At 70.8% G+C, this 18,180-nt stretch carries 14 protein-coding genes; 9 read left to right on the plus strand and 5 right to left on the minus strand.

Annotation, left to right across the window (positions count from 1 at the left end):
- Positions 1-49 precede the first annotated feature (49 nt).
- The 4 genes from A4V12_RS14660 to A4V12_RS14675 all read left to right on the plus strand — a co-directional run bounded on the left by A4V12_RS14660 (position 50) and on the right by A4V12_RS14675 (position 2,342).
- The gene (locus tag A4V12_RS14660) at positions 50-367 is read left to right on the plus strand and encodes a cupin domain-containing protein (protein WP_064069774.1); all 318 of its coding nucleotides are present in this window, start codon (positions 50-52) and stop codon (positions 365-367) included.
- Between the two features lie 144 nt (positions 368-511).
- Positions 512-733 carry a DUF5326 family protein gene (locus tag A4V12_RS14665; protein ID WP_064069775.1) on the plus strand — a complete coding sequence of 74 codons (222 nt, stop codon included), beginning with the start codon at positions 512-514 and terminating at the stop codon, positions 731-733.
- Between the two features lie 313 nt (positions 734-1,046).
- Entirely contained in the window at positions 1,047-1,757 is a 711-nt protein-coding gene (locus A4V12_RS14670) for an IclR family transcriptional regulator (protein WP_199831294.1), read from the plus strand.
- 150 nt (positions 1,758-1,907) lie between these two features.
- Positions 1,908-2,342 carry an SsgA family sporulation/cell division regulator gene (locus tag A4V12_RS14675; protein ID WP_064069862.1) on the plus strand — a complete coding sequence of 145 codons (435 nt, stop codon included), beginning with the start codon at positions 1,908-1,910 and terminating at the stop codon, positions 2,340-2,342.
- Between the two features lie 94 nt (positions 2,343-2,436).
- On the opposite strand, the gene A4V12_RS14680 is transcribed toward A4V12_RS14675, so the two are convergent.
- Positions 2,437-3,771: a YibE/F family protein gene (locus A4V12_RS14680; protein WP_064069777.1), complete on the minus strand. Its 1,335-nt coding sequence runs from the start codon at positions 3,769-3,771 to the stop codon at positions 2,437-2,439.
- 199 nt (positions 3,772-3,970) lie between these two features.
- Between A4V12_RS14680 and thiC the strand changes: the two genes are divergently transcribed.
- Positions 3,971-5,752: a phosphomethylpyrimidine synthase ThiC gene (gene thiC, locus A4V12_RS14685; RefSeq protein ID WP_064069778.1), complete on the plus strand. Its 1,782-nt coding sequence runs from the start codon at positions 3,971-3,973 to the stop codon at positions 5,750-5,752.
- A gap of 180 nt (positions 5,753-5,932) precedes the next feature.
- Here the strand turns inward: thiC and A4V12_RS14690 are convergent, their stop codons facing one another.
- From A4V12_RS14690 to A4V12_RS14700, 3 genes are all read right to left on the minus strand, one after another.
- Positions 5,933-6,757, minus strand: coding sequence for a hypothetical protein (locus A4V12_RS14690; RefSeq protein ID WP_064069779.1), 825 nt, complete (start codon positions 6,755-6,757; stop codon positions 5,933-5,935).
- 160 nt (positions 6,758-6,917) lie between these two features.
- Positions 6,918-8,018 carry a metallophosphoesterase gene (locus A4V12_RS14695; RefSeq protein ID WP_267893193.1) on the minus strand — a complete coding sequence of 367 codons (1,101 nt, stop codon included), beginning with the start codon at positions 8,016-8,018 and terminating at the stop codon, positions 6,918-6,920.
- Positions 8,019-8,235: 217 nt separating this feature from the next.
- The gene (locus tag A4V12_RS14700) at positions 8,236-9,342 is read right to left on the minus strand and encodes a LacI family DNA-binding transcriptional regulator (protein ID WP_064069781.1); all 1,107 of its coding nucleotides are present in this window, start codon (positions 9,340-9,342) and stop codon (positions 8,236-8,238) included.
- A 495-nt stretch (positions 9,343-9,837) separates the two neighbouring features.
- Here A4V12_RS14700 and hisC point away from each other — a divergent pair, with 495 nt between their 5' ends.
- Complete coding sequence (gene hisC / locus A4V12_RS14705) at positions 9,838-10,920, plus strand: histidinol-phosphate transaminase (RefSeq protein ID WP_064069782.1); 1,083 nt, start codon at positions 9,838-9,840, stop codon at positions 10,918-10,920.
- Positions 10,921-11,327: 407 nt separating this feature from the next.
- Here hisC and A4V12_RS14710 read toward each other — a convergent pair whose 3' ends face one another.
- Entirely contained in the window at positions 11,328-11,699 is a 372-nt protein-coding gene (locus A4V12_RS14710; protein ID WP_064069783.1) for a cyclophilin-like fold protein, read from the minus strand.
- A gap of 198 nt (positions 11,700-11,897) precedes the next feature.
- On the opposite strand from A4V12_RS14710, the gene A4V12_RS14715 reads away from it, so the two are divergent.
- The 3 genes from A4V12_RS14715 to cydD are packed head-to-tail and all read left to right on the plus strand — an operon-like array spanning position 11,898 to position 18,091.
- Positions 11,898-13,424 carry a cytochrome ubiquinol oxidase subunit I gene (locus tag A4V12_RS14715; RefSeq protein WP_064069784.1) on the plus strand — a complete coding sequence of 509 codons (1,527 nt, stop codon included), beginning with the start codon at positions 11,898-11,900 and terminating at the stop codon, positions 13,422-13,424.
- Positions 13,425-13,440: 16 nt separating this feature from the next.
- Positions 13,441-14,442, plus strand: coding sequence for a cytochrome d ubiquinol oxidase subunit II (gene cydB / locus A4V12_RS14720; RefSeq protein WP_064069785.1), 1,002 nt, complete (start codon positions 13,441-13,443; stop codon positions 14,440-14,442).
- Between the two features lie 22 nt (positions 14,443-14,464).
- Entirely contained in the window at positions 14,465-18,091 is a 3,627-nt protein-coding gene (gene cydD, locus A4V12_RS14725; protein WP_064069786.1) for a thiol reductant ABC exporter subunit CydD, read from the plus strand.
- The last annotated feature ends 89 nt before the right edge of the window (positions 18,092-18,180 follow it).

Genomic DNA, 18,180 nt, shown 5'->3' on the forward strand with positions numbered 1-18,180 from the left:
TGTCTGATCGTGGCAGAGGGATCGGACCGAGAGCAGGGGCGGACGGGCGATGAAGGCATTCCGACTGGACGAGCTGGAGGCGGAACGCGCCGCCAACGACGGCGCCTACCTGCAGTTCCTTCGTGAGCGGAACATGTCGGTCGGCCTGTACGCGCTCGACGCGGGGCAGCTCGACCCGCAGCAGCCGCACAAGGAGGACGAGGTGTACTTCGTCGTCAGCGGGCGGGCGTCGATCACGGTGGGGACGGAGACGACCCAGGTCGGGCGGGGAAGCGTGGTCTACGTACCGGCCGGCGTGCCCCACAAGTTCCACCACATCACCGAGGACCTGCGGGTGATGGTGGTCTTCTCTCCTCCGGAGAGCTGACGGCCGGCGTCCGGCGGAGCCCGGGTTCCCTAGGGGGAGGATCAGGGGAGAGCGGGGGCCGGGGAGCGTCCGTGCCGGTCCGCCGGCACCTAGCATCGAGGGTGACCAACGGTATGACGTGGCACCGGAGATGAGGTAGGGACGATGGCGGCGGTTCGGAACGTTCTCGCGGGAATGCCCTGGTGGGTGAAGTGGATCGCCATACCCGTGATCGCGCTGGTGGTGTTCGGCGGGCTGATCGGGACGGTGCTCAGCGTGCTGATCGGGCTGTTGTTCAAGGTGCTCGTGTTCGCGGTGCTGGTCGGCGGGCTGATCTACGTGGTGCGCAAGTTCATGTCCTCGTCGTCGTCCCGCGAGGACTGGTGACCCGGCCGCCGGCGCCGCGCTGACACAGGCGTACGAACACGTCGTCCGCCTGCCCGGCCGGGTGGGCGGACGTTAGCCCGCGCGGGGGAACGGCCCCGGCGAAACCTCACCCCGAACGGAGGCTGCCATTAGAGTGGCGAGTCTCCGCTGCCCTTGGAATCAAGGGGTTTCCTCACGCCCTGCCAGCGGTTCGTACGACTGAACGGGGCGAAACGCCTGGGGGTGACCTTTGGCCACGGCACCGCATTTCCGTCCCCCTGTCCCCACCCCTGCTCCGCCCCCGACCCTGATCACCTCCGTGCAGCGGGCGCTGATGCTGCTGGAAGCCGTGGGAGCCCATGCCGACGGGGCGCCCGCCAAGCAGCTGGCGCGTGAGACCGGCCTGCCGCTGCCCACCGCGTACCACCTGCTGCGCACGCTCACCTACGAGGGATATCTGCGCCGGGAGCAGGGCGTGTTCGTGCTCGGCGAGGCGGTGGGGCGGCTGGCGCGTGGTGAAGCTCTGCAGAATCGTCGCAGCAAGATCGTGACGTCGCTCGCGCACTGGCGCGACACCATCGGCGTCCCCGTGTACTTCGCGGTGTACCGGGACGGTGAGATCGAGCTCGTCTCGGTCTCCGACACGCCCACGGCCCCCGCCGTCGACGAGTGGGCCGACTTCCGCGAGACGGGCCACGCCCACGCGATCGGCCAGTGCCTGCTGAGCCAGCTCGACGAGCGGGACCGCCGGGACCACCTGGACCGCCATCCCGTCCAGCCGATCACTCCGTACACCGTGCGTGACGGCCGGACGCTGCTGTCCCGCCTGAGGAGCGCCGAGCGGACCCAGCCGGTCGTCGAACGTCAGGAGTACGCGCTCGGTACGGTCTGCGCGGCCATCCCCATCACGGCGGGCTCCGCCGCCGCCACCATGGCCATTTCCGTACCCTCCCACCAGGAGCAACGGCTGATGCCCGCGGTCGACCGGCTGCGCCAGGAGGTGGGACGGCTCTTCAACTCGCTTGCCTTCTCTATCAGTATCTGAAAACTCACTCCTTGTGATCCTGTAGTGCTTACAGGACGATTACGTCAAGAGGTCAGCACAGATCATTACTGGCCGATTTTTCCAGCCGCTTTCCTCACCGATCTTCATCAGCCGTTGTTCACCACTGCTTCATCCATTGCGGGGTACATGATGCGCGAGTCGGTTCAGGCCGAGGTCCTGATGAGCTTCGTCGTCTCCGAGGAGCTGTCCTTCAGGATTCCGGTCGAGCTGGGGTACGAGACGAGAGACCCCTTCGCAGTCCGGATGACGTTCCATCTCCCCGGCGATGCGCCTGTCACCTGGGCGTTCGGCAGAGAGCTGCTGCTGGACGGCATCAACGGACCGAGCGGTGACGGCGATGTGCACATCACTCCGACCGGTCCCGAGGACCTGTCGGACGTCAGCATCCGGTTGCAGGTCGGCGCGGACCGGGCGCTGTTCCGGTCGAGCGCACCGCCCCTGGTGGCCTTCCTCGACCGCACCGACAAGCTGGTGCCGCTGGGCCAGGAGCGTACGCTCGGCGACTTCGAGGAGCACCTGGAGGAGGCGCTCGGCCGGATCCTCGCGGAGGAGAACGCCGGCTGACGTGCCGGCCGGCCCGGGCCGTCGTACGGCAGCCCCGGGCCGGCACCCCGCCGGCACCCCGGGCCGGCACCCTGGGTCGGCGGCCCGGACGGGGTCACTTCTTGCGCCGCCGGCCCCGGCCGCTCCCACGGCCCGTGGGTGCCGCCGCGTCCTCCGGACGGTCGGCGGAGACGACCAGGGCCGCCAGGACGGTGGTCACCGGTACCGAGGCGACCAGACCGATCGAACCCACCAGAGTCCGCACGATTTCCTGGGCGACCAGTTCGCTGTTGGCGACCGTCCCCACGCTGCTCTGCGCGATCGAGAACAGCAGCAGCAGGGGGAGCGCCGCACCGGCGTACGCGAGCACCAGGGTGTTCACCACCGAGGCGATGTGGTCCCGGCCGATGCGGATGGCCGCGCGGTACAGGGCGCGCGGGCCCATCTTCGGGTCCGCCTGGTGCAGTTCCCACACCGCCGACGTCTGGGTCACGGTCACGTCGTCCAGCACACCGAGAGATCCGATGATGATGCCGGCGAGCAGCAGGCCGGACATGTCGATCTCCGGATAGAGCCCATGGATGAGGCCCGTGTAGTCATCGGTGTTGCCGGTGAGGGACGCCCAGTCGATGAACACCGAGCCGAGCAGACCGATCAGCAGCAGCGAGATCAGGGTGCCGATCACGGCCACCGAGGTCCGCGCGGTGAGCCCGTGACAGCTGTAGAGCGCGATCAGCATGATGGCGCTCGCCCCGACCACCGCGACGACCAGGGGATTCGAGCCCTGCAGGATGGCGGGCAGGATGAAGACGGTCAGGATCCCGAAGCTCGCGGCCAGCGCGATCAGCGCCATCACCCCGCGCATCCTGCCGACCGCCACCACCGCCAGCGCGAAGATGCCGGCGAGGACCAGGATCGGCACCTTGCGGTTCACATCGGTGACCGAGTACTGCAGGTCGGGCGGGGCGTCGGGGGCATAGGCGACCACCACCCCCTGGCCCTCCTCCAGTTGGCGAGGGGCGTCCGGCTGCACGATCTCGACGAACTTCCGGCCCTTGTCCTTGCCCGTGGTGACCTCGACGGTCGCCTTCGCGCACTGTCCTTGCTGGGCGTTGACCGCCTCACGTCCTTCCGGCGTGCTCGTGTCACCGGTCGGCGGGACCTGCGCGGCGTTCACGTCCTTGCAGTCCACCGGGTCGACCTGGACCACCGTGCCCTGCTCGGTCTGCCGGTCGAACCCGACGCCGGTGCGTTCGTGCTCCGGCACGCCTCCGGGCCACAGGACGGCGAGGCCGACGAGTACCGCGGTGGCGAAGGGAATCAGTACCGCGGCGATGACCTTGCGCAGGTGCTTGGAGACGGGCGCCGCGGGACCGTGGCTGTGGCCGTGGCTGTGGATATGACCATGTGCCTGTCCGGTCGGTTCGGGGGACTGCTGCGAGGAAGTCACCGACCGATCATCGCAAGAACGACCGGGGCCCTCTGTTCAGCGTGGCCGGGAGGGCGCTAGCGTGGTGCCACCTTTGCACACGCGGGAGCTCGGAGCACCGGGCTGAGAGGGCGCTGACATCCGTACGAAGGGTACGGAAACGGCTGCGTCGACCGCCGAACCTGTTACCGGGTAATGCCGGCGTAGGGAGTAGGTCACGATGACCGTTCAGGACGCACGCACGCCTGCCTCGAACCAGAACGACGAGGCCGGGAAGTCCATCGGCTGGCACAAGGGATACGTCGAGGGGTCGCGCCCCGACCTCCGTGTGCCGGTCCGCAAGGTGCACCTCACCAACGGCAAGGACGTGACGCTGTACGACACGTCGGGGCCGTACACCGACCCGAACGTCGAGACCGACGTGCGCCGCGGCCTGGAGCCGCTGCGCGAGAACTGGATCATCGCCCGGGGCGACACCGAGGAGTACGCGGGCCGTCCGGTCCGCCCGGAGGACGACGGGATCAAGCACACCTCGCCGCGCGGCGGGCTGCGCAACCTCGACGCCGTGTTCCCCGGCCGTCCGCGCCAGCCCCGCCGCGGCCGCGACGGCCAGGCGGTGACGCAGCTGGCGTACGCCCGGCGTGGCGAGATCACACCGGAGATGGAGTACGTCGCGATCCGCGAGAACGTCTCCCCCGAGGTCGTGCGCGAGGAGATCGCGGCCGGCCGGGCCGTGCTGCCGGCCAACGTCAACCACCCGGAGATCGAGCCGATGATCATCGGCAAGCGGTTCCTGGTGAAGGTCAACGCCAACATCGGCAACTCGGCGGTCACCTCCTCCATCGAGGAGGAGGTGGAGAAGATGACCTGGGCCACCCGCTGGGGCGCCGACACGGTCATGGACCTCTCCACCGGCCGCAACATCCACACCACCCGCGAGTGGGTGCTGCGCAACTCGCCCGTCCCGATCGGCACCGTGCCGCTGTACCAGGCACTGGAGAAGGTCGACGGCAAGGCCGAGGAGCTGACCTGGGAGATCTACAAGGACACGGTCATCGAGCAGGCCGAGCAGGGCGTCGACTACATGACGGTCCACGCCGGCGTGCTGCTGCGCTACGTCCCGCTGACCGCGCGCCGCAAGACCGGCATCGTCTCCCGCGGCGGCTCCATCATGGCGGCGTGGTGCCTCGCGCACCACAAGGAGTCGTTCCTCTACGAGAACTTCGAGGAACTGTGCGAGATCCTCGCCGCATACGACGTGACGTACTCGCTGGGCGACGGTCTGCGGCCCGGCTCGATCGCGGACGCCAATGACGAGGCCCAGTTCGCGGAGCTCAGGACGCTGGGTGAGCTGAACACGATCGCCAAGCGCCACAACGTGCAGACCATGATCGAGGGCCCGGGGCACGTCCCGATGCACAAGATCAAGGAGAACATCGACCTCCAGCAGGAGATATGCGAGGAGGCGCCGTTCTACACGCTCGGCCCGCTGACCACCGATGTGGCCCCGGCCTACGACCACATCACCTCGGGTATCGGCGCCGCGATGATCGCCTGGTGGGGCACCGCGATGCTCTGCTACGTCACGCCCAAGGAGCACCTGGGCCTGCCGAACCGGGACGACGTGAAGACCGGCGTCATCACTTACAAGATCGCCGCTCATGCGGCGGACCTCGCCAAGGGTCACCCGGGCGCCCAGGAGTGGGACGACGCGCTGTCGGACGCCCGGTTCGAGTTCCGGTGGGAGGACCAGTTCAATCTGGCTCTCGACCCGGACACGGCACGCGAGTTCCACGACGAGACGCTGCCCGCGGAGCCGGCCAAGACGGCGCACTTCTGCTCCATGTGCGGGCCGAAGTTCTGCTCGATGAAGATCTCGCAGGACATCCGGCGCGAGCACGGCGGTGACCTGAAGGAGCAGGAGATCGAGGCCGGAATGGCGGAGAAGTCCGCGGAGTTCGCTGCGGCGGGCAACCGGGTCTACCTCCCGCTGGCCGACTGACGGCCGCCCGATGGGCGTCTGCCTGTTTCACGTGAAACGTCTGTTCGTTTCACGTGAAACAGGCGCTCAGCCGGGGTTCGGCGCTCCTCCGGCGCCGGTGCTCGTCTTGCGTTCCGGCGTTCGTCCTGCGTCCAGCGTTCGCCTTGCGCTCGGCGTTCGTCCTGCGCTCGGTTCACGCGCTCAGTCGGGCTGGTGCTCCGGGCCTCCGAAGTCCGGACTGGTGAAGTCGGGACTGGTGAACGTCGGACGGGAGCCGGTGGCGCCCTCGCTGGGGCTGGAGAACTCCGGTCCGCTGTAACCGACCTTCGGGATCCGGCCGACATGGCGCGGCGGCACCCCCGAGAGGGGGTCCGCGCTGGGATCCGCCAGCGCGTCCCGGAGAAACGGCAGGATGCCCCGTTCCAGCAGGGCGTGACGCCACGCCTCCTTGGCCCGGGCCACCTCGTCGGGAAGCTCGTCGCCGGCTTCCTCCGCGGGCACCTGGGTGGAGCTGTTGCGCAGCGCCGTGACCAGGATGCCGATCGCGGCGGCCAGGATGCCGGCCGCGGTGACGGCCCCGAAGAACCAGCCGGCGGTCAGCAGGGAGTCCGCGAAGGCGGGTGCGGGGTCGAACATCTTCAGGACATAGCCGACCAGCAGGAAAATGACCGCCGCCGTGCCGGCCAGAACCGGTGCCAGGACGGTGACGACGACCCCGACTCCGGCGCCCGGTCCCGAGTCGCTCTCGTCCCCGGACGGTGCCAGGACGGCGTCGATGGCGGACACCCCGCCCGTGGTGCGCGACTCCTCGCGCACCTTGACGTAGTGGTCGTACTCAGCGGCGGCGGCCGCGGAGATCAGCGCGGTTGCGTTCAGCGCCATGGTGCGCAGCTGCTCGTTGTTGAGCCGCTGCCCGATCCCGGCGAGATCCGGACGGTCGTGCGCGGTGCGCAGTGCGTCGTCGAGGATGCGCTCGTACTCGGCGCGGTCCTCGGTCAGCAGGTGCGGAGCGCTTTTCATGTGCATCCCCCGATGCTCCGTAGGACCCGGTTTGCCCGCGTAGATCGGGCAGCCGGGCAGAAACGGAGGAGAGCCTGCCAAGGAAATACCGATGGTAGAGCGGTTATGGCGAGGGGTGACAGAGGAATTCCGGAAATCGCCTGGCCCGACTGCGCTGCGTTATGCCTCAGTTGGGCAGGGGAAGCTGTACGACCAGCAGCTTTCCGGCCATGGTCACACCGCCGTCCATGGCGATCGCCAGGCCGTCCGCGTACACGTGGGGGCCTTCGACCGTCGGGCCGCCGCCGTCCTCGCCGTCCTCCGAACCCACCTCGCCGAGGAGATACGGAATCGGGCTGTGGCCGTGGACGATGCGCTCGCCGCCGTAGGCCGTCAGGAGTTCCTGCACGGCCGTGGACCCCGCCTCGTCCCGGAAGGCGAAGCGCTTGGTGAGCTTGCGGAACAGGTCCCAGCACTCGTCGGCGTCGTTGCGGGTGAGGATCTCGTGGACGGTGTCGTTGACGTCCTCGATGGTCGATCCGTACTCCAGGTAGGCGGTGGTGTCGGAGTGGACCAGCAGGTGCCCGTCCTCCTCCACCACGGCGTCCAGCCGGGACATCCACTGGAGGTGGACGTCCTGGAGGCGGTCCATGTCGCTCTTCTGGCCGCCGTTGAGCAGCCAGGCCGCCTGGAAAGTGGCCGTGCCGGCACCGGAGTTGACGGGAGTGTCCGCGAACCGCTTGGCGCCCAGCAGCAGCAGTTCGTGATTGCCCATCAGGGCCTTGCAGTAGCCGCCGGCGGCGGCGGCCTCGGCGGAGAGCCGCATGACGAGGTCGATCACGCCGATGCCGTCGGGACCGCGGTCGGTGAAGTCGCCGAGGAACCACAGCCGGGCGTTCCCCGCCGACCAGTGTCCTTCGGTGTCGATGAGGCCCTGCCGGTGCAGGGCGGCCAGCAGCTCGTCGAGGTACCCGTGCACGTCCCCCACCACGTACAGGGGACCCGGGCCGCCGTCCGGAGCCGGTGCCGCGGCCTGGGCCGGGGCCTCCTCGGGGGCGACGGACACCTGGACGGTGTCACCCCGGTTGATCACCGGGAGGTCGCGCTCGGTCGGCGTGTACCCCTCGGGCGGCTCGCCCTCGGGGAACGCGTTGCCCGGGTGCGCGGCCTGCGCTGCATGAGCCTGAACGGGCACCTGCGCGTACGGCGGCACGCGGAAGTCGCGCAACGTCGCCGTCCGCACCACGGGTCCTTGACCGGCCCCCTGAGTCATCGACCCCTCCACCACCGTCGCGACGCCCTACACCTGGCGGACCGGCCTGGTCGGGGCGGTCCGCGGTGTCGTCCGCCCATCATAGGAATGAGGCTTGTGCTGTGTGACGCACCAGGGGTGGTGAATCCGGGTGCACCCCCGGTTCGCCGGTCGATTTCTCCCCTATTGGGGAGGAATGTTCCTGCTGTTGACCAAGGGGTGGACCCGGCCGTTCCCGGGTGTCACGTGTCGGTCACTCCTGGGACGGGGATCGGGGAGGGCTGACCGTGGTCCGCGGGGGCCGTCGCTGGGAGGACGTCCGGACGATCAGCTCGGTCGGTATCACCTGCTCCACGGGCCGGTCGGTGTCGATGCCCTCGATCGCGTCGATGAGGAGCTGGACGACCGCGGTGCCGATCCGCCGGGGCTTGAGGGAGAGGGTGGTGATGGGCGGTTCAGTGGCGGCGTAGACGGTCGACTCGCTGCAGCAGACCAGCAGGAGGTCGTCCGGCACGCGCAGCCCGTAGCGCCGTGCCGCCGCCAGCAGGTCGGTGCCGTTGGGGTCGAAGAGCCCGTACACCGCGTCGGGGCGGTCCGGGCGGGCGAGCAACCGGTCGGCGGCGACCGCGCCGGCGCAGGGGTCGTGGGCCGGGTAGGCCTCGTAGACCGGGTCCTGCCCGACGCGCTCGCACCAGTGCAGGTACGCGGTGGTGGACAGGCGCGTGTAGGTGTCGGTGGTGGTGCCGGTGAGGAGCCCGATGCGGCGGGCGCCGGCGGCGGCGAGGTGGTCCAGGAGGTCGAGGACCGCTGCCTCGTGGTCGTTGTCGACCCAGGCGGTGACCGGGAGCGTGCCGGCCGGGCGGCCGTCGGAGACGACGGGGAGGCCCTGGCGGACCAGCTCGGTGACGACCGGGTCGTGGTCGGAGGGGTCGATGACGACGGTGCCGTCGAGGGCGACGTTCGACCAGACGTCATGGCGGGAGGTGGCGGGCAGGATGACCAGGGCGTAGCCGCGGGCGAGCGCGGCGGAGGTGGCGGCCCTGGCCATCTCGGCGAAATACGCGAACTCGGTGAAGGTGAAAGGTTCATCCCCGTAGGTCGTCACGGTCAGGCCGATGAGGCCGGACTTGCCGGTACGGAGCGTGCGGGCCGCGGCGGACGGGCGATAGCCCAGCCGGTCGGCGACCTCGCGGACATGGCGGCGGGTGGCGTCCGGGAGCCGGCCCTTGCCGTTGAGCGCGTCGGAGACAGTCGTGATGGAGACCCCGGCTGCGGCGGCCACGTCCCGGATGCCCGCTCGCCCTTGCCGGCTTCCCCGGGTCTGTGCCCGGCTCACCTGGTGCTTCCCTGCTGCTGTCATGGCGAGCCGATAGTAGGGCGATGTCGGGTGGTTGAGCCGTCCGCATATTCACTCGTTGACAGGCACGTTTCTGCACGGTCGCCACCCCAAAACACCTCCGATTCCCAGGTGTTGTACGCCTCCCGCTTGCTGTCGCGAGTTGTCGGCATGCATGGGCCTGTCGCATGGGCGATGTTTCGATGAGGTCTCAACTCACCTCTACGGGGGACGCGCGCCACGGCGCGAGCCATGGGCGTGCGCCACCCCGGGGAGCGCTCCCCCGAGGTGGCGCGCCGGTGCCGTGCGGGGTGCGCGGGAGCCGCGCGCGGTCTGCGCCGGTGCTGGCGCGGTGTCGCCGGGACGGCACGGAGCCCTTGCGAGGGGCGGGTGGGAAGCCCCGGACGGGGTGGGCGGCGCGCCTCGGAGGAGCCCCGTGGGAAATCGGCCATTCGCAGCGGGCCGGAATCCTCATATGGTGAGCAGTATTGGTGGTACGTACGGTCGAGGAGGACCACAGTGAGCGAGACGAGCCCGAAGCTGCGCGCCGTGCTGGGCGGCATTCCCACCTACAAGCCGGGCAAGCCCGCCGCGGCCGAGGGACCGGTCGCGTACAAGCTGTCCTCCAACGAGAACCCGTACCCGCCGCTGCCGGGGGTGATGGAGAGCGCGCTGGCCGCGGCGGCGGCGTTCAACCGGTACCCGGACATGGCGTGCACGGGGCTGATGAACGAGCTGGCCGAGCGCTTCGGCGTGCCCGTGTCGCACCTGGCCACCGGCACCGGTTCGGTGGGCGTGGCCCAGCAGCTGGTGCAGGCCACCTCCGGTCCCGGTGACGAGGTGATCTACGCCTGGCGCTCCTTCGAGGCGTACCCGATCATCACGCAGGTCAGCGGGGCGACGCCGGTGCAGGTGCCGCTCACCCCGGGTGATGTGCACGACCTGGACGCGATGGCCGACGCGATCACCGACCGCACCCGGCTTGTTTTCGTGTGCAACCCGAACAACCCGACCGGCACCGTGGTGCGGCGGGCCGAGCTCGAGCGGTTCCTGGACCGGGTCCCGTCCGACGTGCTGGTGGTGCTCGACGAGGCGTACCGCGAGTTCATCAGGGACGTCGAGGTGCCGGACGGCGTGGAGATCTATCGTGAGCGGCCCAATGTGGCCGTGCTGCGCACCTTCTCCAAGGCGTACGGGCTGGCCGGGCTGCGCGTCGGTTTCGCGGTCGCGCACGACCCGGTGGCCGCGGCGCTGCGCAAGACCGCGGTCCCGTTCGGGGTCAGCCAGCTCGCGCAGGACGCGGCCGTGGCCTCGCTGCGCGCGGAGGACGAGCTGCTGGGCCGGGTGGGCTCCCTGGTGTGCGAGCGGCAGCGGGTGTCGGAGGGGCTCGCCGGCCAGGGCTGGACGGTCCCGGAGACGCAGGCCAACTTCGTCTGGCTGCGGCTGGGCGAGCTGACCGTGGACTTCGCGGCCGCCTGTGAGCAGGCGGGCGTGGTGGTGCGGGCGTTCCCGGGGGAGGGCGTGCGGGTCACCATCGGTGAGAGCGAGGCCAACGACATCTTCCTGCGCGCGGCGGAGGCCTTCCGCAAGGAGCGCTACTAGGGGGTGTCTTGTCGATCAGGCCGGATCGGCGAGCGGCGTCCGACGCCGTGCATCGCAAGGCGGAGGAGGGAGTCATGGCGGTGGGGGCACCTCCCGTGCCCGCAGGGCCACGGGGGACCATGACGACCGACGACAACGCCGCGAGGTGCGGCGCCGGACACCGGGAGCCCGGCATGATCGGCGAGACACCCCCTAGGGACTGTCCGCAAAGCATCGGCGTCCGCCCGGAGGGCGGGCCGGGCGAGACTTTGCGAACACGACCCGGATCACCGGGCGTCGCGCCCCCGGTCGTCCCGGGGGCGTGGCGCGGTGGTGCGGGCGGGCGCGCGCGGGACGGGGCGCGCCTGCGCGGCTGAGGGGCGGCGCCGGGGCGCGCCGTCGTCGGGTGCCCCCCGGCCGGGTGGCGGTCAGGGCGTCGTCTCGACGCGGATGGGGTCACCGGGGCGGACCGTGGCGAGGACGCGCGGGTCGCCGTCGACGCGCCCGAGGATGTTGCAGGGGCTCGCGAGGCGGCATTCGTCCCCGCGCGAGATGGGGGTAGGGCCGTAGGGGAGGGCCAGGGCGTCGCCCTCGGTCCAGAAGGCGACGGTGCCCGGCTCGACCACCTGGCGGGCGTCGGCCTCCAGGGCCGGGGAGACCGGTGTCTCGAAGTAGACCTCCTCGCCCCAGGTGTGGGCCGTGCAGGTGATCGGGAGAACCGCTGCGAGCGCCTTGCTGGTGGGCGTGTCGTCCAGGGTCGCGGTGGCCTGGCCGGCGGGCCAGGAGAGTCGGATCTGCATGCGCAAAATTCAACAAGATGTTGAACTTTCGCGGAAGAGGCCCCCCGGTTTCCGGTACGGATTTCGTTTGAGTCATAATAGCTTGTGATTGTGAACGCATTCACAAGCGCGCCTGGTTCCTCCCAAGATCCACCGGAATCGGCGAGGCGACGCAAGGACGTCCGGACCGTAGGACGTAGGCCGTAAGGAGAAGCTGACGTGGACCTGGCTCTGGCGCCAGAGACGCTGGCGAGGTGGCAGTTCGGTATCACCACCGTCTACCACTTCCTCTTCGTTCCTTTGACGATCTCCCTCGCCGCACTCACCGCCGGTCTCCAGACGGCATGGGTGCGCACCGAGAAGGAGAAGTACCTCAGGGCGACGAAGTTCTGGGGGAAGCTGTTCCTCATCAACATCGCGATGGGCGTGGTCACGGGCATCGTGCAGGAGTTCCAGTTCGGCATGAACTGGTCCGACTACTCGCGCTTCGTCGGAGACGTCTTCGGAGCGCCGCTGGCCTTCGAGGCGCTGATCGCGTTCTTCTTCGAATCGACCTTCATCGGTCTGTGGATCTTCGGCTGGGACAAGCTGCCGAAGAGGATCCACCTCGCCTGCATATGGATGGTGTCGATCGGCACCATCCTCTCGGCGTACTTCATCCTGGCGGCGAACTCCTGGATGCAGCACCCGGTCGGTTACAAGATCAACGAGAAGACCGGCCGCGCCGAGCTCACCGACTTCTGGCTGGTGCTCACCCAGAACACGACCCTGACGCAGGTGTTCCACACCATGTCGGCGGCCTTCCTGACGGGTGGCGCGTTCATGGTCGGCATCGCCGCCTTCCACCTGGCGCGCAAGAAGCACATCCCGGTGATGAAGACCTCGCTCCGCATGGGACTGGTCACCGTAGTCGTCGGCGGCATGTTCACCGCGATCAGCGGTGACTTCCTCGGCAAGGTCATGTACGAACAGCAGCCGATGAAGATGGCCGCGGCCGAGGCGCTGTGGGAGGGCGAGAAGCCGGCGCCGTTCTCGGTCTTCGCCGTCGGCGACGTGGACAAGGGCCACAACAAGGTGGCGGTGGAGATCCCCGGACTGCTCTCCTTCCTCGCCCACAGCGACTTCGAGTCGTACGTCCCCGGCATCAACGACACCAACAAGGCCCTCCAGGAGAAGTACGGCCCCGGCGACTACCGGCCCAACATCCCCGTCGCGTACTGGGGGTTCCGGTGGATGATCGGCTTCGGCATGGCGTCCTTCTCGCTCGGCCTGCTCGGCCTCTGGCTGACCCGGAAGCGGTTCCTGCTGCCGCCACGGCTGCGGGTGGCGGCGGACGAGGTGCCCCACCTGGTGCTGTTCCGCAAGCCCCTGAGCCCCAAGCTGACCAAGCTGTACTGGCTCGTCGCGCTGTGGACCCTGGCCTTCCCGCTCATCGCCAACTCATGGGGATGGATCTTCACCGAGATGGGCCGCCAGCCCTGGGTGGTGTACGGGGTGCTGCGCACCCGTGACGCGGTCTCGCCCGGAGTCTCCCAGGCCGAGGTGATCACCTCGATGGTCGTCTTCACCGCCCTCTACGCGGTGCTCGCCGTGATCGAGGTCCGGCTGCTCGTGAAGTACGTGAAGGCCGGTCCTCCGGAGCTGACCGAGTCCGACCTCAACCCGCCCACCAGGATCGGCGGCCACGACCGGGACCCGGAGAACCCCGAGCGTGAAGTCGACCGGCCCATGGCCTTTTCGTACTGAGGACTGGAGCTGCGTCATGGAACTTCACGACATCTGGTTCGTCGTCATCGCGGTCCTGTGGACCGGGTACTTCTTCCTGGAGGGCTTCGACTTCGGCGTCGGCGTCCTGACCAAGCTGCTCGCCCGCAACCGGGTCGAGAAGCGGGTACTGATCAACACCATCGGACCCGTCTGGGACGGCAACGAGGTGTGGCTGCTCACGGCCGGCGGGGCGACGTTCGCCGCCTTCCCCGACTGGTACGCCACCCTCTTCTCCGGCTTCTACCTGCCGCTGCTGGTCATCCTGGTCTGCCTCATCGTCCGGGGTGTCGCCTTCGAGTACCGGGCCAAGCGCCCGGAGGAGAAGTGGCAGCACAACTGGGAGCAGGCCATCTTCTGGACGTCGCTGATCCCCGCGTTCCTCTGGGGTGTCGCCTTCGCCAACATCGTCCGGGGCGTGCGGATCGACGCCACCAAGGAGTACGTCGGCACGATGGTCGACCTGCTCAACCCGTTCGCCCTGCTGGGCGGAGCGGTGACACTGACGCTCTTCACCTTCCACGGCACCGTCTTCACGGCCCTGAAGACGGTCGGGGACATCCGGGTGCGGGCGCGCCGGCTGGCGCTGGTGCTGGGAGCGGTCACCGTGGTGCTGTCCCTCGGCTTCCTGGGGTGGCTCCAGGTGTCCCGCGGCGACGGCACGAGCCTCGTCGCCATGGCGGTCGCCGCCGTGGCCCTGCTCGGAGCGGTCGGCGCGATCAAGGCCGGGCGCGAAGGCTGGTCGTTCGCGCTCTCGGGCATCACGATCGCGGCCGCGGTGGCCATGCTCTTCCTGACGCTCTTCCCGAACGTCATGCCGTCCTCGCTCAGTCCGGAGTGGAGCCTGACCGTCGCCAACTCCGCGTCCAGCCCGTACACCCTGAGGATCATGACCTGGTGTGCGGCGATCGCCGCGCCGCTGGTGATGCTGTACCAGGGGTGGACGTACTGGGTCTTCCGCAAGCGCATCGGCACCCAGCACATCGCCGACGCCCACTAGCGCACTGGTAGGGATGTTTCACGTGAAACCGATCGACCCGCGTCTGCTCCGCTACGCCCGGGCCACCCGTCTGTTCCTCGCGGCCGTGGTGGTCCTGGGTGTCGTCGGGGCGGTGCTGGTCGTCGCCCAGGCCATGCTCATCGCCGAAGTGGTGGTGGGGGCGTTCCAGCGGGGGCTGGACGCCGGAGACCTGGGGACGCCACTGGCGCTGCTGGCCGCGGTCGCGGTCGGGCGGGGTGTCGTCACGTGGCTGACCGAGCTGGCGGCCCATCGGGCCAGCGCCGCGGTCAAGTCCGAGCTGCGCGGCCGGCTGCTGGAGCGGGCTGCCGCGCTCGGGCCGGGATGGCTGAGCGGGCAGCGGGCCGGGTCGCTGGTGGCGCTGGCCACCCGGGGGGTGGACGCGCTCGACGACTACTTCGCGCGCTACCTGCCGCAGCTCGGGCTCGCGGTGGTGGTGCCGGTGGCGGTGCTGGCGCGGATCGTCACCGAGGACTGGGTGTCGGCGGCGATCATCGTCGGCACCCTGCCGCTGATCCCGATCTTCATGGTCCTGATCGGGTGGGCCACCCAGGCCCGGATGGACCGGCAGTGGAAGCTGCTGTCCCGGTTGTCCGGACACTTCCTCGACGTGGTGGCCGGGCTGCCGACGCTGAAGGTGTTCGGCCGGGCCAAGGCGCAGGCGCAGTCGATCCGGGCCATCACCTCCGAGTACCGGCAGGCGACGCTGCGCACCCTGCGGATCGCCTTCCTGTCGTCCTTCGCCCTGGAGCTGCTCTCCACGCTGTCCGTCGCCCTGGTGGCCGTCGGGGTCGGCATGCGGCTGGTGCACGGCGACCTGGATCTGTACACGGGGCTGGTGATCCTGATCCTGGCACCGGAGGCGTACCTGCCGCTGCGGCAGGTCGGCGCCCAGTACCACGCGGCCGCGGAGGGGCTGTCGGCCGCCGAGGAGATCTTCGCCGTACTGGAGACCCCGGTGCGCACGGCCGGTGGCGGGGCGGTGCCCGGCGCGGTGCGGGGCGAGCCGGTCGGTGGCGGGGCCGTGCCCGGCGCGGTGCGGCTGGAGCTGGAGAACGTGACCGTGCGGCACGCGGGTCGCGCCGAGCCCTCGCTGGACAGCGCGTCACTCGTCGTCGAACCGGGTGAGACAGTCGCCCTGGTCGGGCCGAGCGGGGTCGGCAAGTCGACGCTGCTGGACGTCGTGCTGGGGTTCGTGGAGCCGTCGGAGGACGGTGGCGCGGTACGCGTCGGGGGAGCCGACCTGCGGTCGGTGGACCCGGAGCGCTGGCGGGAGCGGATCGCCTGGGTGCCCCAGCGGCCGTACCTCTTCGCCGGGACCATCGCGGAGAACGTGCGCCTCGCCCGGCCGGACGCCGACGACGACGCCGTGGCGCGGGCGCTGCGCGACGCGGGGGCGGCCGAGTTCGTGGACGCGCTGCCGGCGGGTGCCGGGACGGTGCTGGGCGAGGACGGCGCGGGACTGTCGGCGGGCCAGCGCCAACGGCTCGCCCTGGCCCGGGCGTTCCTGGCCGACCGGCCGCTGCTCCTGCTGGACGAGCCGACGGCGGCGCTGGACGGCGCGACGGAGGGCGCCGTGGTGGAGGCGGTGCGCCGTCTCGCCGAGGGGCGGACGGTCCTCCTGGTGGTGCACCGCCCGGCGCTCCTGGCGGTGGCCGACCGGGTCGTCACGCTGGGGGAGCCGGCCGCCGGCGTCACGGGGACCGCCGAGAGGGGCGCGCCGCGCGGACTGGACGCGCTGGACGCGGCCTTCGGGCTCGTGGGCGGGCACCAGGCCCCCGTCGAGACCGGTGCCGGCGTCGGTGCCGGTGCCGGTGCCGCGGACGCTGGCGGGGCCGCGGCCGCGGACGGCGACTCCGGGCACGGCGGCGGGGTGCTGGCACGGGTGCGCAGGACGGCCGGCGACCTCCGTGGCCGGCTCGGTCTGGCGCTGCTGCTGGGCAGCCTGGCGCTGGGGTCGGCCGTGGGGCTGATGGCCGTGTCCGGGTGGCTGATCTCCCGGGCCTCCGAGCAGCCCCCCGTGCTCCACCTGATGGTGGCCGTGACGGCGACCCGGGCGTTCGGCATCGGGCGGGCCGTGTTCCGGTACGCCGAGCGGCTGGTGTCGCACGACGCCGTGCTGCGGATGCTGGCCGATCTGCGGGTGGCCGTCTACTGCGGGCTGGAGCGGATCGCCCCGGCGGGGCTGCGCACGGTCCGCCGCGGCGACCTCCTGTCCCGGCTCGTCTCCGACGTGGACGCCCTCCAGGACTACTGGCTGCGGTGGCTGCTGCCCGCCGGTACCGCCGCCGTGGTCGGCGCGGGGGCCGTCGGGTTCACCGCGTGGCTGCTGCCCGAGGCCGGGGCGGTCCTCGCGGCCGGGCTCCTCGTCGCGGGCGTGGCCGTGCCGGTGGTGAGCGGCGCGGTGGCCCGCCGCGCCGAGCAGCGGCTCGCCCCGGCCCGCGGCGCGCTCGCGACCCGGATCGTGGACCTGCTGCGCGGCTGCGCCGAGCTGACGGTGGCGGGGGCCCTGGCCGGGCGGCTCACCCGCATGCGGGAGGCGGACGGCGCACTCACCCGCATCGCCACCCGGCAGGCCACCGCCACCGCCCTGGGCGGCGGACTGTCCGCGCTGGTCACCGGGGTCACCGTGGCGGCGGCCGCGTTCGTCGGCGCGGGTGCGGTGCACGACGGGCGGCTCGACGGGGTGGCGCTGGCCGTGGTCGTCCTCACCCCGCTCGCCGCGTTCGAGGCGGTCACCGGCCTCCCGTCGGCCGTCCAGTACCGCCAGCGCGTCAAGCGGAGCGCGGAGCGGGTGTACGAGGTCCTCGACGCGCCCGTGCCCGTGCACGAACCGAGCGAGCCCCGGACCGCGCCGGACAGCCCGTTCCCGCTGGAGCTGCGCGGCCTCACCGCCCGCTACCCGGGCCAGGAGCGGGACGCCCTCGCGGGGTTCGACCTGCGCCTGGAGCCCGGCCGGCGGGTCGCCGTCGTCGGGGCGTCCGGGTCCGGCAAGACGACACTCGCCCAGGTGCTGCTGCGGTTCCTGGACGTGCGGGACGGGACGTACCGGATCGGCGGCACGGACGCGGACGCGCTCGACGGCGACGACGTACGCCGGCTGGTCGGGCTCTGCGCCCAGGACGCGCACATCTTCGACAGCTCCGTCCGGGAGAACCTGCGGCTGGCCAGGACCGGCGCGAGCGACGGCGACCTGCGCGCGGCGCTCGGCCGGGCCCGGCTGCTGGACTGGGTGGACGGCCTGCCCGAGGGGCTGGACACCCTGGTGGGCGAGCACGGCGCACGGCTCTCCGGCGGCCAGCGGCAGCGTCTGGCCCTCGCCCGGGCGCTCCTCGCCGACTTCCCCGTACTGGTGCTGGACGAGCCCGCCGAGCACCTGGACCTCGCCACGGCGGACGCCCTCACCGACGACCTGCTGCGGGCCACCGAGGGCCGGACGACCGTGCTGATCACCCACCGGCTGCACGGCCTGGACGCCGTCGACGAAGTCGTCGTCCTCGAGGACGGGCGTGCCGTGCAGCGCGGCCCGTACGCCGAGCTGGCGGACGCGGACGGGGCACTGCGCCGCATGCTGGAGCGCGAGCGGGAGGCGGACCGGCTGCTGCTGTCCCCCACGCCGCGCCGGGCATGACCGTGTCCGGGCGACCGCAGCACCCGGTGCACCAGGAGCACGGCGTGGCAGCGGCGGCGGGTCCAGCCGGTGCGGCGGTCCGGGGACGG

Origin of the sequence: Streptomyces noursei (assembly GCF_001646665.1) — a bacterium.
Classification (GTDB): domain Bacteria; phylum Actinomycetota; class Actinomycetes; order Streptomycetales; family Streptomycetaceae; genus Streptomyces; species Streptomyces lavendulocolor.